Source organism: Pontibacillus chungwhensis (genome assembly GCF_030166655.1).
Taxonomy (GTDB): Bacteria; Bacillota; Bacilli; order Bacillales; family BH030062; genus Pontibacillus.
This window is the reverse complement of sequence record NZ_CP126446.1, coordinates 2,957,093-2,983,112: the sequence shown is the minus strand read 5'-3', so window position 1 is coordinate 2,983,112 and position 26,020 is coordinate 2,957,093. Positions and strand designations below refer to the sequence as shown.

At 40.5% G+C, this 26,020-nt stretch carries 23 protein-coding genes and 2 tRNA genes; 23 read left to right on the top strand and 2 right to left on the bottom strand.

Annotation, left to right across the window (positions count from 1 at the left end; all coding sequences use genetic code 11):
* Positions 1-14: 14 nt before the first annotated feature.
* Entirely contained in the window at positions 15-1,472 is a 1,458-nt protein-coding gene (locus tag QNI29_RS15530) for a nucleoporin-interacting protein (protein WP_231417388.1), read from the top strand.
* Here QNI29_RS15530 and QNI29_RS15525 read toward each other — a convergent pair.
* Complete coding sequence (locus QNI29_RS15525; protein WP_231417386.1) at positions 1,453-1,884, bottom strand: DUF2507 domain-containing protein; 432 nt, start codon at positions 1,882-1,884, stop codon at positions 1,453-1,455. The genes QNI29_RS15530 and QNI29_RS15525 overlap by 20 nt on opposite strands.
* A gap of 326 nt (positions 1,885-2,210) precedes the next feature.
* On the opposite strand from QNI29_RS15525, the gene QNI29_RS15520 reads away from it, so the two are divergent.
* The 21 genes from QNI29_RS15520 (at position 2,211) to yihA (ending at position 23,854) form a co-directional block, all read left to right on the top strand.
* Positions 2,211-2,819, top strand: coding sequence for a succinate dehydrogenase cytochrome b558 subunit (locus QNI29_RS15520; RefSeq protein ID WP_231417385.1), 609 nt, complete (start codon positions 2,211-2,213; stop codon positions 2,817-2,819).
* A gap of 54 nt (positions 2,820-2,873) precedes the next feature.
* On the top strand, positions 2,874-4,634 hold the full coding sequence (gene sdhA / locus QNI29_RS15515) for a succinate dehydrogenase flavoprotein subunit (protein WP_231417384.1): 1,761 nt from the start codon (positions 2,874-2,876) through the stop codon (positions 4,632-4,634).
* Positions 4,635-4,636: 2 nt separating this feature from the next.
* Positions 4,637-5,404: a succinate dehydrogenase iron-sulfur subunit gene (gene sdhB / locus QNI29_RS15510; protein ID WP_231417383.1), complete on the top strand. Its 768-nt coding sequence runs from the start codon at positions 4,637-4,639 to the stop codon at positions 5,402-5,404.
* Positions 5,405-5,492: 88 nt separating this feature from the next.
* Positions 5,493-5,957: an acyl-CoA thioesterase gene (locus QNI29_RS15505; RefSeq protein WP_231417382.1), complete on the top strand. Its 465-nt coding sequence runs from the start codon at positions 5,493-5,495 to the stop codon at positions 5,955-5,957.
* 91 nt (positions 5,958-6,048) lie between these two features.
* A complete protein-coding gene (locus tag QNI29_RS15500) occupies positions 6,049-8,412 on the top strand; it encodes a sensor histidine kinase (RefSeq protein WP_284526559.1) in 2,364 nt (787 codons plus the stop codon).
* Positions 8,405-9,055: a response regulator transcription factor gene (locus tag QNI29_RS15495; RefSeq protein ID WP_231417380.1), complete on the top strand. Its 651-nt coding sequence runs from the start codon at positions 8,405-8,407 to the stop codon at positions 9,053-9,055. Before QNI29_RS15500 ends, QNI29_RS15495 begins: the two co-directional genes overlap by 8 nt.
* A gap of 120 nt (positions 9,056-9,175) precedes the next feature.
* Complete coding sequence (locus QNI29_RS15490; RefSeq protein ID WP_036784583.1) at positions 9,176-9,400, top strand: helix-turn-helix domain-containing protein; 225 nt, start codon at positions 9,176-9,178, stop codon at positions 9,398-9,400.
* Positions 9,401-9,553: 153 nt separating this feature from the next.
* Entirely contained in the window at positions 9,554-10,030 is a 477-nt protein-coding gene (locus tag QNI29_RS15485) for a MarR family winged helix-turn-helix transcriptional regulator (RefSeq protein WP_370635463.1), read from the top strand.
* 11 nt (positions 10,031-10,041) lie between these two features.
* Entirely contained in the window at positions 10,042-10,845 is an 804-nt protein-coding gene (gene racE / locus QNI29_RS15480; RefSeq protein WP_231417378.1) for a glutamate racemase, read from the top strand.
* 103 nt (positions 10,846-10,948) lie between these two features.
* Positions 10,949-12,028: a GerMN domain-containing protein gene (locus tag QNI29_RS15475; protein WP_231417377.1), complete on the top strand. Its 1,080-nt coding sequence runs from the start codon at positions 10,949-10,951 to the stop codon at positions 12,026-12,028.
* 175 nt (positions 12,029-12,203) lie between these two features.
* Complete coding sequence (rph, locus tag QNI29_RS15470) at positions 12,204-12,956, top strand: ribonuclease PH (RefSeq protein WP_231417376.1); 753 nt, start codon at positions 12,204-12,206, stop codon at positions 12,954-12,956.
* A 17-nt stretch (positions 12,957-12,973) separates the two neighbouring features.
* Positions 12,974-13,567: an XTP/dITP diphosphatase gene (locus tag QNI29_RS15465; protein ID WP_231417375.1), complete on the top strand. Its 594-nt coding sequence runs from the start codon at positions 12,974-12,976 to the stop codon at positions 13,565-13,567.
* A 13-nt stretch (positions 13,568-13,580) separates the two neighbouring features.
* A complete protein-coding gene (locus QNI29_RS15460; RefSeq protein WP_231417374.1) occupies positions 13,581-14,108 on the top strand; it encodes a metallophosphoesterase family protein in 528 nt (175 codons plus the stop codon).
* A gap of 112 nt (positions 14,109-14,220) precedes the next feature.
* Positions 14,221-14,294 (top strand) — tRNA-Gly (locus tag QNI29_RS15455).
* A 64-nt stretch (positions 14,295-14,358) separates the two neighbouring features.
* Positions 14,359-14,432, top strand: a tRNA-Arg gene (locus QNI29_RS15450).
* Between the two features lie 305 nt (positions 14,433-14,737).
* The gene (locus QNI29_RS15445; RefSeq protein ID WP_231417373.1) at positions 14,738-15,736 is read left to right on the top strand and encodes a tetratricopeptide repeat protein; all 999 of its coding nucleotides are present in this window, start codon (positions 14,738-14,740) and stop codon (positions 15,734-15,736) included.
* Between the two features lie 166 nt (positions 15,737-15,902).
* Positions 15,903-17,189: a trigger factor gene (gene tig, locus QNI29_RS15440; RefSeq protein WP_231417372.1), complete on the top strand. Its 1,287-nt coding sequence runs from the start codon at positions 15,903-15,905 to the stop codon at positions 17,187-17,189.
* A gap of 393 nt (positions 17,190-17,582) precedes the next feature.
* Entirely contained in the window at positions 17,583-18,860 is a 1,278-nt protein-coding gene (gene clpX / locus QNI29_RS15435) for an ATP-dependent protease ATP-binding subunit ClpX (RefSeq protein ID WP_036784604.1), read from the top strand.
* A gap of 252 nt (positions 18,861-19,112) precedes the next feature.
* On the top strand, positions 19,113-20,783 hold the full coding sequence (gene lonB / locus QNI29_RS15430; RefSeq protein WP_231417371.1) for an ATP-dependent protease LonB: 1,671 nt from the start codon (positions 19,113-19,115) through the stop codon (positions 20,781-20,783).
* Positions 20,784-20,935: 152 nt separating this feature from the next.
* Complete coding sequence (gene lon / locus QNI29_RS15425; RefSeq protein WP_231417370.1) at positions 20,936-23,263, top strand: endopeptidase La; 2,328 nt, start codon at positions 20,936-20,938, stop codon at positions 23,261-23,263.
* A gap of 3 nt (positions 23,264-23,266) precedes the next feature.
* Positions 23,267-23,854, top strand: a complete 588-nt coding sequence (yihA, locus tag QNI29_RS15420; RefSeq protein ID WP_231417369.1) for a ribosome biogenesis GTP-binding protein YihA/YsxC — start codon at positions 23,267-23,269, stop codon at positions 23,852-23,854.
* A gap of 66 nt (positions 23,855-23,920) precedes the next feature.
* On the opposite strand, the gene QNI29_RS15415 is transcribed toward yihA, so the two are convergent.
* On the bottom strand, positions 23,921-24,406 hold the full coding sequence (locus tag QNI29_RS15415) for a LiaI-LiaF-like domain-containing protein (RefSeq protein WP_231417368.1): 486 nt from the start codon (positions 24,404-24,406) through the stop codon (positions 23,921-23,923).
* 235 nt (positions 24,407-24,641) lie between these two features.
* On the opposite strand from QNI29_RS15415, the gene hemA reads away from it, so the two are divergent.
* Positions 24,642-26,012, top strand: coding sequence for a glutamyl-tRNA reductase (gene hemA, locus QNI29_RS15410; RefSeq protein ID WP_231417367.1), 1,371 nt, complete (start codon positions 24,642-24,644; stop codon positions 26,010-26,012).
* Positions 26,013-26,020 lie beyond the last annotated feature (8 nt).

The window sequence follows — 26,020 nt, the reverse complement described above, 5'->3', positions numbered from 1 at the left end:
AGGAAGTGAACCATGTGCAAAATAAACAATTATGCCTTAGTGAAAAATTTTATATCGGTTTTGCCCTTTTATCCTTAATAGCCATATTATCGTTTCGTATTCTATATAGCAGTGCATTCGCTAGAAGCTGGGACGCGGTTGATTTTGCTTTAGGGGTGCAAAGCTATAATCTCTTAGATATGCAACCCCATTTTCCTGGATACCCTTATTTTATATTGGGTGGAATGCTTGTGAATCTCTGGGTAGAAGACCCTGCGCGTTCCTTAGCTCTTTGGAACAGTCTGTTTTCCTTATCCTCATTACTTCCCATGTGGTTCATTTATAGAAGGTATTTGACTATTTCTAAAGCGCTTATTGCTGTCGCTTTCTCTCAATCCATTCCATTTTTAACGATTATCATTGCCTCTCCTATGTCTGAAGGGACTGCTTTTACGATTTTGTGGTGGTACATATGGGGGCTTATGGTTGCTCTTGAGAGGGGGCGGTATCGATATGATCTTCTTCCCCTTGCTCTTTTCAGTCTCTTGATGGGGGTGCGTCTCTCTTATTTACCTTTTTGTGTAGGAATCCTTTTATTGTGGTACAAAAGGCTGAGAGAAAAAGGACTCGGACATGTACTAGAACAGGCTGGGATAGCGTTCTTGTTTCAATTCTTATGGGTTTATCCTTTAATCCTTTCGGTGGGTGGGATAGACAGTTTTCAGTTTATAGCTACAAAGTTTGTTGAAGGGCATTTTACAGGTTGGGGTGGTTCTATTGCTACAGAACAAGCCCCCTTTATAACTCGAGTATGGACGTTTATTTGGACGAATATCTTATGGACTGGTCTTTCGGTTCACTCGGTTTTAATCCTGATATTATATGGGGTGCTAGTCCTTTCCTTATTCCGTGGGCCATCCTCTGTGCTCTATGAAAAGTTGTGGTGGAGTTTGGGAACAGCTTATACGTTCTGGGCTTTCTTCGCGCAAAATGTAGACAAGCCAAGACATATCTTACCGACGGTAGTGATCCTCGTGATTTTATTGTTGGTACACCTCTTAAAAGGGGGAGGGAAACGCAAAATAGGGGTGGTTTCGCTTCTTCTATTGATGAATACAGGGATAGGTGGATATTACGTACATAAGCAGGCAACGGAGTTACCTGCTACGTATCAACTGGCGAACTATGTAGAACAGCAATCTGAGCCTTTAAAAATATATACGTGGGAAGAAGAGCGTGTCCTTCAATATGTAGGAGTTTCTAAATCGTTTCAAAAGATTCAAACGTATGCTTTATTTAAAGAAGATGCCAGTAATCAACTGAAACAAGGAAAAACGGTCTACGTTACAGACCGGGTAGTTCAAGGCTTTATCCAACAGGGGATGGATACCACTGATTTCACGGCTGTAAAAAAGTTTACGTCTGATCCTTTGTTTGATCCCGTTTATAGTGATATTACTCTGTACAAATGGGTTACGTCGTCATCACCGTAAAGGTAACGGACTTCTTTTTATGGAGACATTCATAGGCACATTCGGCGGATACTCCTTGTAATAATGTTACTTGTTCAGCTATGAAGCCGGCTTCTAAGCGAAAGTTGTAAGGCGTTTTGTACTTTAATCTTTTTTGAGTTAAGTCACCTGAAAGAGTAAATTTATACTCTTTCTTTTTTTCTTTCTCTAAAGAAAGCACTCCCCAGGACATTGCCCCGAAAAAGGTTCCGACCTCATCAATCGTGTGACAAGGATATTTTCGGGCTAAACTTTTTCCCATGAAATATAAAATTGTGTCTTTCTCTTTCCCCAGTAAATCTGGTAAAAGTTGATTTCTCAGTACCTCATGGCCGATCAGGGAAGAGGGTACATCGCTGTATTCATCGAATAAGTTGGCAATTTGTTCATTCATTTAGGTTCATCCTCTCTCTTTTTATATTATTGCAGGGGGCAAGATTCTCTGCAATATGTTCTTTTCAAAATCGGGCAAAGTCTAAAAAATAGAGAGAAGAGAGAAAAGGAACACACCATAATTCACCATTTTATGAACATGTTTTCTTGACGCTCACCATGGATAGAAGTACAATAAACGTGACATAAATTGTGCATTTTTTTCAGATAAATCAAGGAAGACTCGAATTTGTTTCCTTTTTTTAAGGGTTTAGTAAAGCGCTTTATTGTCTGAAAAGTTTGTGCAACTATAAGTTACATACTATTCGAGGGGGGTAAACGTCACACATGGCAGGCAATCGAGAGTTTTTTTATCGCAGGTTACATTCATTACTAGGGGTTATTCCAGTTGGAGTTTTCTTGCTCCAACACTTAGTTGTGAACCATTTCGCAACAAGAGGGGAACAGGCGTTTAACGATGCGGCTCATTTTATGGAAAGTCTTCCGTTCCGTATTGTATTAGAGTTATTTATCATTTTCATTCCTCTTTACTTCCATGCCATTTACGGAGTTTATATTGCTTTTACGTCTAAGAATAACGTAAACCAATATGGTTATTTCCGTAACTGGATGTTCTATCTACAGCGTATTTCAGGAATCATTACGCTTATCTTTGTAACATGGCACGTATGGGAGACGCGAATTCAAGCTGCATTTGGAGAAGAAGTAAACTTTTCCTTAATGGCAGATATTTTATCTAATCCGTTTATGGTTGCGTTCTACATAATCGGTGTTGTTTCGACAACATTCCACTTCGCCAATGGTTTATGGTCATTCTTAGTAAGCTGGGGAATTACAATGTCCCCTCGTTCACAGCGTATTTCTACGTATGTAACGTTGGCGATTTTTGTCGCATTAAGTTATGTAGGGGTAGCAGCTATTTTAGCATTTGTTTAAACGTATGTACGAAATAGATTGTTTGGAAAGAAATTAAGGGAGTGAGCATTAAAAATGAGTAATCAAAACATCGTAGTCGTAGGCGGGGGACTCGCTGGACTAATGGCAACAATTAAAGCCGCTGAAGCCGGTGTACACGTGGACTTACTTTCCCTTGTACCTGTTAAGCGTTCTCACTCTGTTTGTGCGCAAGGCGGAATTAATGGTGCTGTAAATACGAAAGGGGAAGGGGATTCTCCTTGGGAGCACTTTGACGATACAGTATATGGCGGGGACTTCCTTGCCAATCAACCTCCTGTAAAAGCAATGTGTGACGCGGCACCAAGCATTATTCATATGCTGGATCGTATGGGTGTTATGTTTAACCGTACGCCTGAAGGATTATTGGACTTCAGACGTTTCGGGGGTACGCAACACCACCGTACAGCCTATGCCGGAGCAACAACAGGACAACAGTTACTATATGCACTAGATGAACAAGTTCGACGCCATGAAGTCGCAGGTCTTGTTACCAAATATGAAGGATGGGAATTCCTTTCCTCCATCATTGATGAATCAGGTGTGAGTCGTGGGGTTATGGCACAGAACCTAAATTCCCACGAGATTAAAGCCTTCAGAGCGGACGCGACGATCGTCGCAACAGGTGGACCTGGAATTATCTTTGGTAAGTCTACAAACTCTGTAATTAATACAGGCTCAGCAGCATCAGCTCTATACCAACAAGGAGCTGTGTATGCGAATGGTGAATTCATCCAAATTCACCCAACAGCCATTCCTGGGGACGATAAATTGCGCCTCATGAGTGAATCTGCTCGTGGTGAAGGTGGTCGTGTATGGACCTATAAAGATGGTGAGCCATGGTATTTCCTAGAGGAAAAGTATCCAGCTTACGGAAACCTTGTGCCTCGTGATATTGCAACACGTGAAATCTTTGATGTTTGTGTAAACCAAAAACTAGGTATCAATGGTGAGAACATGGTTTACCTGGATCTGTCTCATAAGGATCCAAAAGAATTAGATGTTAAACTTGGCGGAATCATTGAGATCTACGAGAAATTTGTCGGTGACGATCCTCGTAAAGTACCGATGAAGATCTTCCCTGCCGTTCACTACTCTATGGGTGGACTGTATGTGGATTATGATCAAATGACGACCATTCCTGGCGTATTTGCAGCTGGTGAATGTGACTTTACTCAACATGGTGGGAACCGTCTTGGGGCTAATTCATTGCTATCTTCCATCTTTGGTGGAATGGAAGCAGGACCGAAAGCTGTTCAATACATTAATGGCTTAGACAAAGTTGCTGAAGACGTTTCTTCTAAACTATTTGATGATAAGTTAAAAGAAGAAGAAGAGAAGTTTGAGGCTATTCTGAATATGAAAGGTACAGAAAACGCGTACCAAATTCATAAAGAACTAGGCGAGTGGATGACAGATAATGTAACGGTTGTACGTGAAAATGAAAAACTTCGTAAAACCGATGAGAAAATTCAAGAACTTCAAGAGCGTTTTAAAGATATCAACATTAATGATACGACGCGCTGGAGTAATCAGGGTGCTATGTTTACCCGTCAGCTTCAAAACATGCTTCAGTTGGCGCGTGTTATTACCATCGGAGCCCTAAATCGTAATGAAAGCCGCGGAGCTCATTATAAACCTGAGTTCCCAGAGCGTAACGATGAAGAATGGCTTAAAACGACGAAGGCAAGTTATGATCAAGAGAAGAACGCCCCAGTATTTAGCTATGAAGACGTGGATATCTCTCACATTCAACCACGTAAGAGAGACTACTCTAAAAGTAAAGGGGGTAAATAAACATGAGTGAAACAAAACAAATCACCTTTATTATTAAAAGGCAGAATGATCCGGAATCTTCTTCTTATGATGAAACATTTAAGGTTCCGTATCGTCAGAATATGAACGTTATTTCAGCCTTAATGGAAATTCGACGAAATCCGGTTAACGCAAATGGTGAAGACACAACGCCTGTTTATTGGGATATGGGGTGCTTAGAAGAGGTCTGTGGTGCTTGTTCTATGAAGATTAATGGCAAGCCTCGCCAATCTTGTACAGCGCTAGTCGATCAGCTTGAGCAGCCGATTCGTCTTGAGCCGATGTCTACTTTCCCTGTTATGCGAGACCTTGCGGTTGACCGTAGCCGTATGTTCGATGCCCTTAAGAAAGTGAAAGCTTGGGTACCGATTGATGGTACGTACGATTTAGGGCCAGGCCCTCGCATGCCTGAAAACAAACGTCAATGGGCGTATGAGCTGTCTAAATGTATGACTTGTGGTGTATGTTTAGAGGCATGTCCAAATGTAAATAGTAAGTCTGACTTTATTGGTCCGGCGGCTATTTCCCAAGTGCGTCTGTTCAACTCTCATCCGACAGGATCTATGAATAAGAATGAACGCTTAGAAGCATTAATGGGCGAAGGTGGACTTGCGGAGTGTGGAAACTCACAGAACTGTGTACAATCTTGTCCGAAGGGCATTCCGCTAACAACATCGATTGCTTCCATGAATAGAGAGACAGCTTTACATTCCTTTAAGAGCTTCTTTGGCAGTGACCATGAAGTAAACTAAGAATGATCAGAATGAAATGCAAACTCCTGCAGCTGTTAAAGCTGCAGGAGTTTGTTTTGCTAAGAAAAGACACGGGGAGGAACAATCAATGAAAAGAGTTTCCTATGTAGAAGATTCCAAGAAGTGGTTAGAAGAGTTTACGTTTTCTATAAAAACGAAGGTCCGATTTTCAGAGACTGATTTATTTGGCCATATGAATAACACAGTTCCCTTTACCTATTTTGAAGAAGCGCGTATTGAATTCCTAAAATCGGTCGGGGCTTTTCAAGTAGAAACAGATGATTCAAACAGCATTCCAGTTGCTGCTGATCTTCAGTGTGATTATCACAAGCAAGTTTTCTTTGATGATGTTCTTTCGGTGGCTGTTAAAATCAATTATGTAGGCAACACTTCCTATGACCTTCATTATTTAGTGAGAAATAAAGAAGGTGATGTTTGTTTAACAGGCAGGGGACGAATTGTGCAAATTGATGCTGGATCCGGGAAACCAGTGTCGATTCCCCGGGAAATACTTAATGCGTATGAACTTTCTCCGTCGGTTGCAAAAGGGTAATTTCCTTTGTATGATTATCGATAAGGTTAATTAGAAAAAGGCTGAACGATCGATAATGAATTCAAAACTATACATAAATAGAGGGTACTTTATGATACAGAACAATAAATTTCTAAGAGGAATCTATCGCTATCTCTTTCCAATTCTCTTCACTCTGCTTTCTGCCTATTTGATTATGGTGATACTAAAAATTCCTTATATAGGCATTAATGTAGAAAAAAATGAAATGGATTTGTGGGAAGTGGTGGAGGTTGAAAAACATAGCTGGGCGGCTAATCAAGATATAAAGATTGGTAGCAGGGTCGTGGATGTTAACGGAATGGAGACAAGTAAATATCCTACTGTTCAAATCTATGAGAATGTAGAAAAAGCAGATAGCATTACCATTAAAGCCCCTGGAAGTATACCTGTCAAGTATTCTAAAATTGAAAATGAGGTTAGCCTTGACCAGTGGTTATTCTATATCCTCTTTCCTTCTTCATTTATGTTAATCATGCTGTTCCTTTCCATGTTTATTCTGTTTCATAAAAAGCATGATGAATCAGGTAACAGGCTTATATTATTCTTCTTGACTGTTGGCCTTGCCTACTTATCTGGTAGCGGTTCTGCTAGAGGGGACACGATCTCTACTTTAGTCAATACGGTAACGTTGCTAATGGGGCCTGCATTACTCTTACATTTCGTAGACAGCTATTTCAGAGAGCTAAAAAGCAGGTGGTATGCATCTGAAGTATACAATTGGATGAAAATTGCTGCCTTTATTGTTGTTGCTTATGAGGCGGCTTGCTTGCTGAGTGGTTATTACCCTGACTGGTACCCTCAATTTATTTCAATATTGTTTATTACATTCACTTGCATAGCATTAACGTTAATTATCATCGGGTATAAACGTTATAAGCAGACTGAATATGCCCCTATTCTAAAGTACATGCTTGTTGGTTTATTCATGTCCTTTACGCCATTTATCCTTTTGTTTATGCTACCCAACTATTTATTCGGGTTCCAGGTGATGTCAGGCGAAGCGAGCGCTTTGTTTCTTGTAGTCATGCCGTTTACGTTTATCTATCTGATTACGGCGAAACGATTATTAGACATTGATTTTGTAATGGGACGGATACGGTATTATGCTTATTCTTCTTTGATTCCGACGGTGTTGATTGTCGTGCTGGTTGGAGTGGTAATTGATTATCCTTTCTCCATTCAAAATCTTCTGCAATTAGGATTTGGAATTTTAATTGTTTTGGTAATTTTCCTTTATGTGAAAGAGATCTTTAATTTTCAGATCCAAAGAAATCTATTCTCAGAGAAGAAAAACTATCACCAAAGCCTACAGCGCTTTATACACGAAATGAAGAAAGAACGAGAAGCGGTGGGGTTGTTTAAGAGGCTAAAGCGAGAACTGTTAGATGTATTGGATTTAAAAGAAGTATATATATTCTCTCAGAATACAATTTCAAACTATTTCTGTTTGTATCAAGAGGTGCCACTCCCTTTGATGGAAGAGTGTGTGGAGAAGTCGAAGCCCGTGTTAAGTGATATTGGAAATTTAGTAAAACTGCAGGATCATGAAGGATACGTGCTTGTGATCGGTCACACGGTTAGTAAGATTACCTATCTGTATATTTCAGAGAAGCCAAATCGAACAGAGTTAAATCTAGATGAAAAAGGCTACCTACAAACGATTTCTTATAACACCAATATCGCCCATGAGAATTTGTTACTGATTGAGGACCTCTTTCAAGAACTTCAGCACGTAAAGAACGATCGTCAGCAAAATTATCCAGCCTGGTTATCGAGGTTGCTTTTTTCTCTTGCTGAAAATGAGCGTCAACAAATTGCAATCGACCTCCACGATACCGTTCTGCAAGAACAATTGTATCTTTACAGGCAGATGGATGATTTCGTCAATCGGAATTATTCAATGGAACCCGTTGTAAAAGATAATATGCTTAATTTCAAGGAGCAATTGCTCGATAATATTCATCTGATACGAGAAACTTGTAACGAATTGCGTCCACCTTTCTTAGAGGAAATGGGCCTTGTGCCTTCGTTGCAAAATTTAATTCACCAATACCAGCTTCGCTCTAACTATACGGTAACGTTTGATTCAAGAGACTTCCAGATTGAATTGGATAGTCAGTATGTGCTTGGTATTTATCGGATTGTTCAGGAATTGTTAACGAACGCAATGAAACACTCAAGGGCTGATCAGGTATTTATTCTTTTATACCGTGAAAGTTCAAATGTGAAGTTGATTTACGAGGATAATGGAGTAGGAATTAACCCGAATAAGCGAATGGAAACCTACTCTCATATGGGGATATCAGGGATTGAACAAAGAGTGAACGGTTTAAATGGGAAAATGAGTATACAATCAGCTCCTAAGCAAGGATTCCAAATGAACATTACATTTTTCAATGCAGCAAATCACGAAGGGGACGGTTTATATGATTAACATTTTGATTGTTGATGACCACCCTGCTGTTGGTATGGGCACTAAAGCAATGCTAGAGCAGGAAGCCGATATGGAAGTGGAAGTCATCTCTGACAGTTTGAAAGCTGAACACCAAATTAAAGAACATGCGTATGATGTATTACTGTTGGACTTATACATGCCAGGGTTAAATGGAGTAGAGCTTGCGAAGCGGGTGAAGACAACCTATCCAGATATGAAAGTATTGATTTATACAGGGTTTGATATTAGTACACATTTTAATCTATTAGTGGAATCGAACATATCTGGCTTTGTGAGTAAGACAGCAACGAAAGACCAGCTTGTAACAGCCATTCATTGTGCTTTACGTGAAGAAGTGGTCGTGCCGTTGCATCTATTTAAACAATTAAGAAGAGCCGAGGCTACTACCCAGCACATTTCTTCGGAAGGCGATGCCAGCTCGTTATCTCTTAATGAGAAAGAACAAAAGATATTAATTGAAGTTTCAAAAGGACTGACCAATAAGCATATTGCGCAAAATTTACATATGTCACAAAGGAGTGTGGAGTACACACTTACAGGTATATTTAGTAAACTTGAGGTTCGCTCACGTACGGAAGCATTAATTCGGGCGAAGGAACTTGGTTTAATCTCTCAAAGTTGAAAAATAAGTAAAAAGTGGAATGTCTGTGTGGCACAGCTTCATCTTTTCTTTCATACGATGTAAAGACTAAATAAATACCCTTCGAACCGCAGCTCTAAGTTAGCAAGGAGGGGTTAGCGCTTGAAGGAAAAAGACTATAAGCCGAAGCAATTACTCACGAAACGCGAAAAAGAAGTTTTCGAATTGCTAGTGCAAGACAAGACCACAAAGGATATTGCTCAGGAACTCTTCATTTCAGAGAAAACTGTTCGTAATCACATTTCGAATGCTATGCAGAAGCTGGGCGTTAAGGGGCGTTCGCAGGCTGTTATTGAGCTTCTTCGCATGGGGGAGCTTAAACTCTAAAATGTACCGACTTTCTTCGGAAGGTCGGTATTTATTTTATATTACAGCACTTTTAACAGAGTAGCCTTGTCGGCTTTTATTCTTGCAATTTCTTTCGAAAACCGTAACAATGAATGTAGGATGATACTAATAGGACTCTCGGGAGGTAACAAGTTGGACAAGGTTACGACGACAGAAGTCAAGATTGCAGATGTGGAGAAGAAACTAAGGCACATCTCTGGCATCATTAAACAAACGGGAAGAGAAATTTTAAACCATTACCCTATAACACCTCCTCAATTCGTTGCTTTGCAATGGCTTCTTGAATCTGGTGATATGACGATCGGTGAATTGTCGAATAAGATGTATCTTGCATGCAGTACAACCACAGACCTCATTGATCGGATGGAAAAGAATGAGCTGGTTGAACGAGTGCGTAATCCAAAGGATCGGCGTGTTGTTCTTATTCACCTCCTTGATAAAGGAGAATCCATTATTCAAGAAGTAATTAACAAGAGACAGGCATATTTAGATCAGGTTCTTCGTAGTTTTTCTAATGAGGAAGTTGATCAATTGCAAGGGTTTTTGCAGCGCATGCATACAGAAATGAAGGATGTAGAACAACAAGAAAAAAGCAACAAGAGCGAATAGAGGCGATAGAGTTGGACCAACCAATTGGGGTTATTGATTCAGGAGTAGGCGGTTTAACGGTAGCAAAGGAGTTAATGCGCCAACTGCCAAAAGAAGAATTTGTTTACTTAGGGGATACGAAAAGATGCCCATACGGACCGAGACCTAAGGAAGAAGTAATAAACTTCACCTGGGAAATGGTTCGTTTTTTGCAAATGAAGAAGATTAAAATGCTTGTAATTGCTTGTAATACAGCAACAGCTTTTACTTTGCAACAACTAAAAGAACAGTTAGATATACCGGTTATTGGTGTCATTCAACCAGGAGCCCGATCAGCCATCAAAGTATCTAAGAACTTACATATCGGAGTAATCGGAACAGAAGGCACCATAAAGAGCAAAGCTTATGCAAATGCCCTTCAACATATCAATCCAGATATAAGGGTCAATGCATTATCGTGCCCGCCATTTGTCCCCCTTGTCGAACAAGGGCTCTTTAGCGGGGAGGAAGCTCTGCACGTTGTAAGAGAAACATTAGAACCAATGAAAAAAGCAAATCACATCGATACGCTTATTCTTGGATGTACCCATTATCCCTTGTTAAAAGATACAATTCATCGGGTTATGGGGGATGAGATCACTATCATATCCTCAGGGGACGAAACAGCCCAGGAAGTGAGTGTCATACTCGATTATTACGGTAGATTGTATGAAGGAGACCGTGTGCCGAACCACAAGTTTTATACCACCGGTGACTCGAAACTATTCGGTGATATCGCAAACTCATGGTTTGAAGACCACATTTCCCACATAGAAACAATCTCACTTGGTGAATAAATGACCAAAGCCTACTCTTTTAAAAGAGTAGGCTTTTTTGTTGGTCTAATTTAGTTGATAGCTCGTATATATAGTAGTACAAACCATCATAGGAGGGGAAAACATGCGGAAGCGTGCTGCTTTATTATGCGGAAGTCTTGTCACTAGCGTCGCTCTATTATCAGGGTGTGTCTTTCAAGGGGAGCAATCATTAGAAGAAATGGATAAACCTAAGCAGGAAAATGTAGAAGGGGAGGCAGCGGCAACAGAAGAAAGTGTAAATGTGGGACAAACGGATAACTCAGATGTTATTAAAGTAGAAACAGTGGCTCGCCAGCTGTACTTACTAGATGAGAATGGCATGGTCGTTCCTCAAACGGTGCCTCTGCCAAAACCAGAGACCAATGATGTAGCTAAACAAGTGCTACAATACCTTGTTAAAGGTGGTCCTGTCACAGACTTCTTGCCAAGTGGTTTTCAAGCAGTCTTGCCTGCTGGAACGGAGGTCAATGGTCTTGATATATTAGATGATGGTACGCTTGTGGTGGATGTATCTAAGGATTTTATCGAATACCGTCCAGAGGATGAAATCAAAATTTTAGAATCAATGACGTACACCCTTACACAGTTCGAGAATGTTGATCGCATTAAGTTGCAAATTAACGGATACGATACTGATGTTATGCCAGTTAATAATACGCCACTTTCTAGTGGATACTCCCGAGCGAACGGCATCAACCTCGAAACAGGGGATGTTGCTGATATTTCTAACAGTCGTTCTGTAACTGTTTATTATCCTGCTCAACATGACGACCAATTTTACTATGTTCCTGTAACAAAGCGTGTAGAAGGTTCTTCTGAAAGCGACTACGCAACCATTATTGAAACACTAGTAAATGGCCCAGGGTATAAAGGGGATCTGTTAAACGTATTTAATGATGGGGTTCAATTAACGGAAGAGCCAACTGTAGAGGATGGTGTCCTTTCCCTCACATTTAATGAAAACGTATTAAGTAACTTCGAAGATCAGTCCGTCATTTCGAAGAAGGTTATGGATTCCCTAGTATTGTCCTTAACGGAAAGAGATGATGTCGAAGCGGTCTCGGTTAAAGTAAAAGATTTTGAAGAAATCTATGATGAAGAAGGAAATGCGTTCACAAAACCTGTGACGCGCCCTGAAATGGTAAATACAGGTCGATTTTAATTCTCGCTTTTGGCGCATACTAGATATGAAAAAAGAGGCATAAAACAAGCCTCTTTTTTCGTGCTTATCAAACTATTTATAAAGCGTTCAGAAGCCTTGGTTTTGTCGTTTTAAAGTAAACTTTTGCTCTGAAATATGTTAAGATGAGCTAGGATTAAGTGAAGGAGGACGAAACATGAGAACGGATGAAAGAAAAGAAAACGAGTTAAGACAGGTACATATAGAAACCGATTATGTAAAGCACCCGGAAGGATCTGTCTTAATTACAGTTGGTGAAACGAAAGTAATTTGTAATGCAAGCATAGAAGACCGCGTTCCTCCTTTTATGAGAGGTCAGGGAAAAGGTTGGGTAACAGCTGAGTATGCGATGCTTCCTCGAGCAACCCAGCAACGAAATATACGAGAATCTTCAAAAGGTAAAGTGACAGGCCGTACAATGGAAATCCAACGTTTAATTGGTCGTTCTTTAAGAGCTGTTGTGGACCTTGAGCAATTTGGAGAGCGAACACTTTGGGTAGATTGTGATGTAATCCAAGCTGACGGAGGAACCAGAACGGCTTCTATTACTGGTGCATTTGTTGCCATGGTTCTTGCATTTGGTAAGCTTGTAAAACAGGGTACAATTAAGAAACTACCTATTAAAGACTACCTTGCAGCGACTTCAGTTGGCGTTTTGCCTACAGGAGAAGAGATATTAGATCTTTGTTATGTGGAAGATTCCGAAGCTCAAGTTGACATGAACGTGGTTATGACAGGGAATGGAGAGTTTGTAGAACTGCAAGGAACTGGTGAAGAAGCCACTTTCTCTTATCCACAGCTTCAGAAAATGATTGAGCTGGCCCAAGGCGGTATTTCTGAGTTATTTGATCAGCAAAAGGCTGCTATAGGGGAATGGAGTGCTCATATCGATCGTAACCGCAATCAGTAAGTAAGGGGAGATTTGAAATGAAGAGACTTGTTGTAGCCACACACAACCAGGGGAAAGTACGCGAATTCCGTCAATTATTTTCGAAATATGATATAGAAACGTTATCTTTAGAAGATCTGAATCAGGATGTGCCTGAAGTTGAGGAGACCGGAGTAACGTTTTGGGAAAATGCACAGCTGAAAGCAGAAACGATTTCATCTCTCCTTAATATGCCGGTCATTGCCGATGACTCTGGTCTTGAAGTGGATGCATTAGAAGGGAAGCCTGGCGTTTATTCTGCCCGTTATGCAGGTGAACCTAAAAATGATAAAAATAACTTGGAAAAAGTTTTGTCAGAGTTAAATGGGGAACAGAACCGGAAAGCTCGATTTGTTTGTGTATTAGCTCTTAGCCTCCCGGGCGAAGAAGTCATCTTTGAACGGGGCACTTGTGAAGGCCGTCTGGCTGAGCAAGCTCAAGGGGAGACTGGATTTGGGTATGATCCAATCTTTATTCCTGATGGCTATAACCGGACGATGGCCGAGATCGGTGCGGATGAGAAGAATAAAATAAGTCATCGAAGCGAGGCGCTCGAAAAAATCGAGACAACGATACGTGAGTTATTGAAATAAGGAGAGGATTATCATGCCAAGTGTATTAATCGTGAGCGACAGTCATGGATTAACTGAACAAGTTCAGAACATCAAAGACCGTCATGCCCATGAAGTAGATGGCATGATTCATTGCGGGGATTCTGAATTAGAGTACCGTTCAAAAGAAATGGATGGATTTATGAAGGTGAAAGGAAATTGTGATTTTAGCGAAGAATATCCTGAGGAATTACAAGAATCTATACAGGATATGTCCTTTTTTGTCACCCATGGCCATCTGTTTCGGGTGAAATCGACACTTATGCCATTGTCCTATCGGGCAGATGAGGTAGGAGCGCATATTGTTTGTTTTGGCCATTCTCATATCGCTGGTGCTGAGATGGTGAATGGAAAGTTGTTCATCAATCCAGGCAGCATTCGTTTACCTCGTAATCATCCGGAGAAAACGTATGCGATTGTCACATGGGATCAACAGCAGTCGGTCCACGTTCATTTCTATAATGATCAAGGAGAAAACATTTCAGATTTAACCTATGAAACAAATTTTTTAGGCAGAAGTTAAAACTTCTGCCTAAAATGTGTTGACATATTTCTTTATAGTCCTTATAATAAATTTTGTTCGCTTCGACAGAAAGCATCGATGAACACATACATAAGAGCACTTCAATTTAAATGCGGGTGTAGTTTAGTGGTAAAACCTCAGCCTTCCAAGCTGATGTCGTGGGTTCGATTCCCATCACCCGCTCCAATATACATATTTGCAATTCGAAAATCATATAGTTAATAATATCTTTTGATTTTTCTTACATTACGTCCCAGTAGCTCAGTAGGATAGAGCAACGGCCTTCTAAGCCGTAGGTCGGGAGTTCGAATCTCTCCTGGGACATAGAAAATTTTCAAAAAAGACTTTAGGGCCTTCCTAGAGTCTTTTTTTTACATATGTATATCTGGCTATTCCCGTATAAAATAGAGAAGAAACGGGAATCATGTAGCGTAAAACTTCATTCACTAACCTGGATTTTTTAATAATAGTTGAGTATCCTTAAAGAAGATAATGCTTCCTGTTTTATAAATGAGATTAAAGGAGATTTCTACTTTATATCGAATCAAGTTTGTAGCAGTAGTGGGTAGGGAATGAAGAGAAAGATTGGTTAACTTACATACGTAAATTGAACTGAGGGAGGATGGACTATGACTCAACAAAAGGCTGATGTCGTCATATTTCCCAAATGGAAGTCGTCATTAGAGCAAGACGGATTAGCCGCTTTAAAAGAAAAGAATTATAAAGAAGCACTTCAGTCTTTTAATAAACTCATTGACTTTGAAGCGGCAAATTCAGAAATCATGACGGGTAAATTGATCTGCCTTATGGAATTAGGTCAATACGATGAAGTGGAAGAACTTTGTCAAAAGCTTATGAGAGAAGATGAAGAGCATTATTTTCAATACTTACATATCTATTTAACGGTTTTATTCCAAACAGGGAAATATGAAGACTTGCTCGATTTGTTGGACGAGGTGTTTCAATCTGAAGACATTCCACAAGATCTTCGTAAGCAGTTTTGGCAACTGTATGACATAACCGAAAATCTGCGTACGGATGAAACACGAACTGAAAATATTGAAGCGGTTGACGAACTGCTCATAGCTTTGGATACACATAATGTAAAGAAACAATGGCAGCTTTTGTCGATGTTACGAAAGCAAGATATTCAGCCCTTCATGACTGAAATCTCCCCGTACTTAATTAAAGACGATGTGGAGCCTGTTATTAAAACCGCGCTTGTGCAGTGGATGCAAGAACAAAGGGTAGATCGAAAGGTAGAAGTAAGAAAACTCGGTTCAGAAGTCATGGTTAATCCTATTGAACTGCCTGATATCCTTTCTCACGCTTCATCCAAGCAGCTTTTATATTTACTTGAACGAGTAGAGCAAGACAATCCTACCCTTTTTGAGTTTATACAACAGCTCGTATTTCGCTATATGTATGTTCGTTTCCCGATTATGCCAGAGGATCATGAACTGCCTGCATTGGCGAAGGCGTTTTATGAATTGGGAGCATCTTCCCTGCAGTTGGACGATGTTCAGTTTCCATTCCACCAATACATAGAGGAAGAAGAAGTAGAAGCTTGGAAACAGCAAATTTCATATTATGAAGGGCAATACTTCGCTGTTTTAGACGAGGAATAAACTGTAAAGGTATCATGCTGTATAGGCTTGTAGAAGATTGTTGAAAGCACAATAGATTATGTTATAATAAGGTGGTTGCAAATTACGCATTCAATCTTTTGTTACAAAACTTAAGAACACTGAACGAACGAATAATGTATGAAAAATAGATGTTGGAGGGAAAATCATGTCTGCAAAATGGGAAAAATTAGAAGGTAACGAAGGCCAACTTACTGTTGAAGTTGATGCTGCTGAATTTAAGGTTGCCTTAGACAAAGCATTCGCGAAAGTAGTTAAGGATATCCAGGTACCTGGTTTCCGTAAAGGGAAAGTACCTCGTCCGATCTTCGAACAACGTTTTGGTGTAGAATCTTTATATCAAGATGCACTAGATATCATTCTTCCTGAAGCGTACTCAAACGCGATTGACGAAACAGGAATCACTCCAGTTGATCGTCCTGAAGTTGATGTTGAACAAATCGAAAAAGGTAAAAACCTGATCTTCACTGCGAAAGTAACGGTTAAGCCAGAAGTTAAACTTGGCGACTACAAAGGTCTTGAAGTTGAAGCTCAAGATGCAACGGTTACAGATGAAGACGTTGAGAACGAACTAAAAGAACAACAAGAAAAGCAAGCTGAACTAGTTGTTAAAGAAGAAGGTACTATTGAAGACGGTGACACTGTTGTAATGGACTTTGAAGGTTTCGTTGATGGCGAAGCATTCGAAGGTGGACAGGCCGACAACTATTCATTAGAAATCGGTTCTGGAACATTCATTCCTGGTTTCGAAGAGCAACTTGTTGGTAAATCTGCTGGAGAAGAAACAGAAGTAGAAGTTACATTCCCAGAAGAATACCACGCTGAAGACCTTGCTGGTAAGAAAGCAACGTTTAAAGTGAAAGTTCACGAGATCAAAGCGAAAGAACTTCCTGAATTAGACGATGAGTTCGCGAAAGATGTCGACGAAGAAGTTGAATCTATGGACGAACTTAAGAAGAAAACAAAAGAACGTCTACAACAAGAAAGAGAACAAGAAGCTGAAAATGCTAAGCGCGAAGAGCTAGTAAATAAAGCTACTGATAACGCTGAGATCGAAATTCCAGAAGCTATGGTTGAGACTGAACTTGACCGTATGATGAAAGAATTCGAACAACGTCTTCAAATGCAAGGCATGACATTAGACATGTACTTCCAGTTCACAGGTCAAGACCAAAACGCACTTAAAGAGCAAATGAAAGAAGATGCTGGTAAGCGCGTTAAGACTAACCTTGTTCTTGAAGCAATTGCTGATGCAGAAAATGTTGAAGTTACAGAAGAAGATATCAATGAAGAGCTTGAAAACATGGCTGCAATGTATCAGACAAATGTTGACAACCTTAAGCAAATGCTTGGTGGCAACACTGACGCAGTTAAAGAAGATCTTAAGATCAAAAAAGCAATTGATTTCTTAGATTCTGAAAGTAAAACGGCATAAGAAAGTAACTGTACTTTCTGGCGGTTTGAAGTAATGAAAGCAAGGCGCGATTTGTTCGTGCCTTGTTTTTACATATAATAATTCCTTTTATGGGTATGGAATGAACCCAAGTATGGAAAAATACATATATACTAAATCATCGCTTATTGGATTTACATTCCCAGCCCACTCATACTTTTGGATTACTGCACATATGTTGACTATTCATACACTCACGTACATAATGAATACAAATGGAAGTGAGAGAATCTTCCGAACAGGAAGTTTTTTTACTTTTAGTGACTCATGATATTTGGTATGATGTCGTAAAGAAAGGTTTTGGATGTTTAACCAATAGTTTGTAAAGGTTTTTTTATAGATTTAGTGTGACATATACTTTGTGAGGTGAAATGCATGTTTAAATTTAACGAAGAGAAAGGGCAACTTAAATGTTCTTTCTGCGGTAAGACTCAAGATCAAGTCCGCAAGTTAGTTGCTGGACCTGGGGTTTATATATGTGATGAGTGTATTGAATTATGCACAGAAATTGTGGAAGAAGAGCTAGGGAACGAAGAAGAAGTTGAATTTAAAGAGGTACCTAAACCTCAGGAAATCAACGAAATTCTGGATGATTATGTAATTGGGCAAGACTATGCTAAGAAATCACTTTCAGTAGCTGTTTATAACCATTACAAGCGTATTAACGCAGCGACAAAAGCTGATGATGTAGAGCTTGCTAAAAGTAATATTCTAATGCTTGGACCAACAGGTAGTGGTAAAACATTACTAGCCCAAACATTAGCACGTATCTTAAATGTACCATTTGCTATTGCGGATGCTACATCTCTTACTGAGGCTGGTTATGTTGGGGAAGATGTGGAGAACATCCTTCTTAAATTAATTCAAGCAGCTGATTACGATGTTGAAAAAGCTGAAAAAGGTATTATCTATATTGATGAAATCGATAAAGTTGCACGTAAATCTGAAAATCCATCCATTACTCGCGACGTATCTGGTGAAGGTGTACAGCAAGCCCTTCTAAAAATTCTTGAGGGCACAGTTGCAAGCGTTCCTCCTCAAGGTGGACGTAAACATCCTCATCAAGAATTCATTCAAATTGACACAGGCAATGTTCTATTCATTGTTGGTGGTGCATTTGATGGAATTGATCAAATCGTAAAACGTCGTCTTGGTAAGAAGGTAATTGGATTTGGTTCTGAACAAGAAACGGCTGAAGACATGGAGAAGAAAGAAGTTCTAACGAAGGTACTTCCTGAAGACTTGTTACGCTATGGTCTTATCCCTGAATTTATTGGTCGTCTTCCTGTTATCGGTGCCCTTGAATCTCTTGATGAAGATGCATTAGTTGAGATTCTGACAAAACCTAAGAATGCGCTAGTGAAGCAGTATCAGAAACTGTTCCAAATTGACCATGTTGAACTTGAGTTCGAAGAAGAAGCCCTTCGTGAAATTGCTCGTAAAGCAATTGAACGCAAAACAGGTGCTCGTGGACTTCGTTCCATTATTGAAGGAATCATGCTAGATGTCATGTATGAATTGCCATCTCGTGAAGATATTGATAAGTGTATTATCACAGCGGATACCGTTACGAAAGAAAATGGTCGTCCGAAGCTTGTGTTCAATGATGGCACTGTTCAAGATGAAAATGAAACACCAAAAGAAAGTGCGTAATATTTACCAATGATTTGGTGAAATCGTTATGCCCATTCATTATATGTAATCGAGAGAGGTTTCTCCTTTTTTAGGGGAGCCTCTCTCGTTTCATTCAAAATCTCGGTTATGTGCCGGGATTCTTTTTGTGAGAAGGTAGTCCTTTTTACAATTGTTTTCGTAGGTTGGATTTCAATTGATTGGGTTTAATGTGACTATTTGAGGAGATACTAGCTGATAACATAAAAGATGTATGGTACAGGAGGAATCTTTATGACATTAGCGGGTATCGTCTTATTTGTGCAACTTTTTTTTGGTATTGTAATCGGCCTTTACTTTTGGAACCTTTTGAAAAATCAACGCTCTCAAAAAGTCACGATTGATCGGGAGTCTAAAAAAGAAATGACAGAGCTTAGGAAAATGCGCCAGATCGCTTTATCTGAGCCTCTTTCGGAAAAAGTCCGTCCCCAATCTTTTAAAGATATAATCGGGCAGAAGGATGGAATTGAGGCATTGCGGGCGGCTATTTGTGGTGCCAATCCACAGCATGTCATTGTATATGGACCGCCAGGAGTTGGGAAAACAGCAGCGGCACGGCTTGTTCTAGAGGAAGCAAAGCAGTATAAGGATTCACCGTTTCGACAGGATGCTGTCTTTGTAGAGTTAGATGCAACCACGGCTAGGTTTGATGAACGTGGGATTGCGGATCCATTGATTGGGTCTGTGCATGACCCGATCTATCAAGGAGCTGGAGCAATGGGGCAAGCAGGTATCCCTCAGCCTAAGCAGGGGGCCGTCTCTAATGCTCATGGTGGAGTTCTGTTCATAGATGAAATTGGGGAATTACATCCCATTCAGATGAATAAATTACTTAAAGTACTAGAAGATCGAAAAGTCTACTTTGAGAGTGCTTACTATAGTGAAGAGAATCAGCAGATCCCTCTGCATATTCATGAGATATTCAAAAAAGGGTTGCCAGCTGATTTTCGTCTGATTGGAGCCACAACGAGACGACCTGAGGAAATCCCTCCAGCCATTCGCTCCCGATGTTTAGAAGTGTTCTTCAGAGAGCTTGAACACGAAGAGGTGGTGGAAGTAGCCAAAAGAGCTGCTGAGAAAATCCAGTTCACCTCTGATCCTGATGCATTAGAAACACTAGCAGGCTACGCTAGAAATGGTCGTGAAGCTGTAAACATGATTCAAATTGCTACAGGTATTGCGAAGAAAGCAGGCAGAACTACAATTTCAAAAGCCGATATTGAATGGGTAGTTGATGCTTCCCAACTAGCTCCACGATACGACAAGAAAATCGGGGCGAAAGACCAGATTGGTATTGTCAATGGACTAGCAGTCTTCGGGCCGAATTCCGGATCGCTTTTAGAAATTGAAGTGACTGTGCTTCCTACGACATCCAAGCAGGGTACAATCAATATAACGGGTATTGCGGAAGAAGAAAGCATTGGCACTCAAAGCAAATCCATTCGCCGGAAAAGTATGGCGAAAGGTTCGATTGAAAATGTCATTACCGTTCTTCGGTCTCTTGGAGTCCCTGCACATGAGTATGATATCCACGTTAACTTCCCAGGGGGTATACCGGTAGATGGTCCTTCTGCAGGGGTAGCGATGGCGCTTGGGATCTATTCGGCGATTCACAAGCTACCTGTACGACATCAGGTCGCAATGACAGGGGAGATTAGCATACATGGGCATATTAAACCTGTTGGTGGTGTAATGGCTAAGATCAAAGCAGCTAAGCGTGCTGGTGCTAATAAAGTATTGATTCCTGCTGAAAACAGTCAGGAAATGTTTAACCAAATTGAAGGGATTCAGATTGTACCTGTAACCCATATTCGAGAGGCGCTTGCGTTAGCTTTACAAGGCGATGTACAAACGCTTTTAAACGAGAAGCGATTCGCTGATCAGAGGTCCTCACAGTCATCTTAAAACCAATCGGCCAAATGAAACATTTTACAAAGAAATTGGTTTTCATTATACTTTTAAAGAACCATAACTTTGTTGAGGATTAGAGCATTGTCTATTTGACAGGCTCTCTTTTCTCTTTTTCTATTATGGAAATTCATGGAGGTGCAAGAAATATGACGAATCAAAATACTATTCACATCCCCCTCCTTCCATTACGTGGACTTTTAGTTTATCCATCAATGGTCATGCATTTAGATGTGGGTCGAGATAAATCAGTGAACGCAGTAGAGAAAGCGATGGTTCAAGATCATACTATTTTCCTAGCTGCGCAAAAAGAAACGAAGATTGATGAACCGACTAAGGATGATATATATCAAGTGGGTACCATGGCAAAGATTAAGCAAATGCTTAAGCTTCCTAACGGTACAATCCGAATTCTTGTAGAAGGCTTATACCGTGCAGAGCTAGTGAGTCAAACGGACGACGAAGAGGAAGAGCTGCTTATGGCGGAAGTCCGTGAAGTGGAAGAAACACACGGAGAAAGTCTAGAAGAACAAGCCCTTATGCGCAAACTTCTTGAACAATTCGAACAGTACATAAAAGTGTCTAAGAAGGTTAGTGACGAGACGCTTTCATCTGTACAAGATATCGATATCCCCGGGCGCTTAGCGGATATTGTAACGTCCCATCTTCCTTTGAAGATTAAAGATAAACAACAAGTATTAGAAATGATCCATGTACCAGATCGAATCGAGCATATTATTGACCTGATTAATAATGAGAAAGAGGTCATGCAGCTTGAGAAGAAAATTGGACAACGCGTCAAGCGTTCCATGGAACGGACTCAGAAAGAATATTATTTAAGAGAGCAAATGAAAGCTATTCAGAAAGAACTTGGCGATAAAGATGGCAAGTCTGGCGAAGTGGAAGAGCTAAAAGCCAAGCTCGAAGAAGCAGACCTACCTGAACGTGTTCAGAAAGTAGCGCTGAAAGAACTTGATCGTTACGAGAAGATTCCGAGCAGCTCGGCTGAAAGCTCTGTTATTAGAAATTATATTGATTGGATTCTTTCTCTTCCTTGGACAGAACAAACAGAAGATAATCTGGATATTCCTCATGCGGAAGAAGTTCTTGATGCCGATCACTATGGACTTGAGAAAGTAAAAGAACGAATTATTGAATACCTGGCTGTACAAAAGCTGACAAACAGTATAAAGGGGCCGATCCTTTGCTTAGTAGGCCCACCAGGGGTCGGGAAAACATCCTTGGCTCGTTCCATTGCTCGTTCAATGGATCGTAATTTCGTTCGAGCTTCATTAGGTGGCGTTCGAGATGAAGCGGAAATTCGTGGTCACCGCCGTACCTATGTAGGGGCGATGCCAGGTCGAATTATTCAAGGGATGAAACGGGCAGAAACCGTAAATCCTGTTTTCTTATTGGATGAGATTGATAAAATGGCAAGCGATTTTCGTGGAGACCCATCTTCTGCTATGCTGGAGGTACTTGATCCTGAACAAAATAGTACGTTTAGTGACCACTTTATTGAAGAGACGTATGATCTTTCAAACGTCCTCTTTATTGCGACAGCAAACAACATGCAGACCATTCCGGGTCCTTTACTAGACCGTATGGAAGTCATATCAATTGCAGGGTATACAGAAGTGGAGAAGCTTCATATTGCGAAGGAACACTTACTGCCGAAACAGTTGAAAGAAAACGGTCTGAAGAAAAGTCAACTACAGTTTAGAGAAGAAGGTCTGTTAAAGTTAGTCCGTCAGTATACACGTGAAGCAGGAGTGCGTGGCTTAGAGCGGGAAATCGCTGCTGTCTGTCGTAAAGCCGCCAAGATTGTGGTAGCGGAAGATAAGAAGCGAGTCGTTGTAACGGAGAAGAAATTAGAAGAGTTGCTAGGGAAGCCGAAGTTCCGTTATGGTCAAGCTGAGAAAGAGGATCAAATTGGAACAGCTACAGGACTTGCTTATACGTCCGCTGGTGGAGATACCTTAGCGATAGAAGTTTCCCTTTACCCTGGTAAAGGAAAGTTAACGCTTACGGGGAAACTGGGAGATGTTATGAAAGAATCTGCTCAAGCAGCCTTTAGTTATATTCGCTCTAGAGCCGAGGAACTTGATATAGACCCTGAATTCCATGATAAGAATGACATTCACATTCACGTACCAGAAGGAGCTACTCCTAAAGATGGTCCATCCGCTGGTATTACCATGGCAACGGCTCTTGTATCAGCACTCACGAATCGACCCGTCAAAAAAGAAGTTGGGATGACTGGTGAAATCACACTACGAGGTCGAGTGCTCCCAATCGGAGGCCTTAAAGAGAAATCGCTAAGTGCTCACCGCGCTGGGCTAACGACGGTTATTATGCCAGCCGAAAATGAGAAAGATTTAGAAGATATTCCAGAGAGCGTACGTGAAGGGCTAACCTATATCCCTGTTACTCATCTGGATCAAGTGTTAGAACATGCACTAGTGGAGGAGAAATAATTCATGAAAGTAAATCAGGCGGAACTTGTTATAAGCGCCGTTAGTCAAAAGCAATACCCAGAAGAGCCTATGCCTGAAATCGCACTGGCTGGACGTTCAAATGTGGGGAAATCGTCGTTCATTAATAAAATGATTCAACGAAAAGCATTAGCACGTACCTCTGGGAAACCAGGTAAAACCCAGACGCTGAATTTCTATAAGATCAACGAATCCTTTATGTTCGTAGATGTGCCTGGTTATGGGTATGCCAAAGTTTCGAAAAAAGAAAAAGCCAAGTGGGGAAAGATGATGGAAGAGTATTTCTCAACCCGCGAACGCTTGCGTATGGCCATGTTAATTGTGGACATTCGTCATGATCCTTCTGAAGATGATCAATTAATGTATGACTTCTTAAAACACTATGAGCTTCCAGTGACCGTAGTAGCAACGAAGTTAGACAAAATCAAAAAAGGTCAGCGTGCCAAGCAATTAAAACGCATCATTGAGGTATTAGAGATGGAAGAAGAAGACATCCTCCTTCCGTTCTCATCAGAAACAGGTGAAGGGAAAGACGAAGCCTGGGGCATTATCAAGCCTTACCTTAAAAAGTAAATGAACTAAAAAGTCCTCTGCGTAATAGCAGAGGACTTTTTTTTATAGGTTATAAAATTGCATAACTTATTTCTTTTTAAACCATAATAAATATAAACCAAATCCGACTAAAAGGAGCGGCCAGAACGTTTCAATGAAGTGAACGATAACGTTAATCCAGTAGAACCAGCCAGGTTTATCCGCAACGAATAGGACGAACAGAGATAGGGTAATGAGAATAATAGCCGGGATGATCCCTTTTCGTGTCTTTTGAAACCTTATTAAAAAAGATAGTCCTATAATAAGAGGGAAAACGCCCCAATGGTCAATCCAGAAGGAATAGGTGCGTAATCCGTGGAAGTGGATTCCTAATCCGAAAAGGACTCCTCCAGAGAATAAGGTTTCGTATTCGGATGCAATGTAACTATGAAGCAGCAAAGCGGTACCAATAATGATGAGAATGGTAGGCCAAGAATAAAATTGGGTGAGGAATGGAACCTGAAATTCTTTTAGAAGAAAGTAAAAACCAATCCCAATCAATAACAGCCCACTGAATGTATTTTGTCGTTTCACTAGGGTTTACCTCCTCTTAAAACAGCCTGCATTTCTTGCTTATTAAGGGTCATTGTGTTACGGTACTAACGGTATTTATTTCAAATTGCGACCAGTTTATATAGACCTATCGTATCATAACGATTCAATAACTGTTCACATTTTTATGAATTGAGACTTTGGTTCTCGTGTTATAATAAAAGTATTGAGTATAAAGATGTACGTAGATTTTTGGAGTTTTTTTGGGGGTGAAGGTGTGCATATTTTAGTTGCAGGTTTAAATTATAAAACGGCCCCTGTTGAAATACGTGAAAAAGTAACCTTCTCTGAAGACGAATTGGCTAGAGCCATGGAAGCGTTAAATCAACAGAAAAGCGTACTAGAGAATGTGATCATTTCTACGTGTAATCGTACGGAGATTTACGCGGTAGTCGATCAACTTCATACAGGTCGTTATTACATCAAACAATTTCTATCCCAGTGGTTCAATATTGATAAAGAGGACTTCTCACCTTTCTTATCGATTTATGAATCAGATGGAGCACTTGAGCACTTGTATCGCGTGACATGTGGTTTGGATTCAATGGTACTAGGAGAAACACAAATCCTCGGCCAAATGAAACAAGCCTTTTTACGCGCGCAGGAAGCGGGTACAACAGGGACGATCTTTAATCAGTTGTTCAAGCAAGCTGTAACGCTTGCTAAACGTTCCCATAATGAGACAGAGATTGGGGAAAACGCTGTATCTGTTAGTTACGCGGCTGTCGAGCTCGCTAAGAAGATCTTTGGCGACTTAATGAATAAACATGTTGTGATTTTAGGTGCTGGAAAAATGGGCGAGCTCGCTGCGAAGAACCTTCATGGTTCTGGAGTGAAACAAGTCACGGTTATGAACCGCACATTTGAAAAGGCGGAGCAGCTGGCCGGACAATTCCGCGGGGAAGCAAAGCCTATGAGTGAGCTAAACAGTGTGCTAGAAAAGGCAGATATTCTAATTAGCTCAACAGGAGCAAGTGACTATGTGTTAACCAAGCATCATTTAGAAGCGGCTCATAAGAAACGGAAAGGACTTCCGTTATTCCTTGTTGATATCGCAGTCCCTCGTGATCTAGATCCAGCTATTGATGAATTGGATAGCGTGTTCCTTTATGATATCGACGACCTTCAAGGAATTGTGGATGCGAACTTGGAAGCTCGTAAAGAGGCAGCTGAAGCGATTGAAGTGATGATTGAGGGCGAAATCGTAGAATTCAAAGAATGGCTACAGACGCTAGGGGTTGTCCCTGTAATCTCAGCTCTTCGTCAGAAGGCTCTTACCATTCAGGCAGATACGATGAAGAGTATCGAACGGAAAATGCCTGATTTAACAGAGAGAGAAAAGAAGGTTTTAAGTAAGCATACAAAAAGTATTATTAACCAAATGCTTAAACAGCCTATTTTGCAGGCCAAAGAATATTCAGCTCAGCCTAATGCTGATCAGAACCTTGATATGTTCATGCAAATCTTTGGTATTGAAGAGGAAGTTCAGCAAGAAATTCAAAAGCAAAATGAGAAAAACAGACAAGCCATCCTTGAAACTGACGGGAAATTATCCTTTCAACCAGCATCGAATGTAGCTAATTCTTAGGAGAGGAA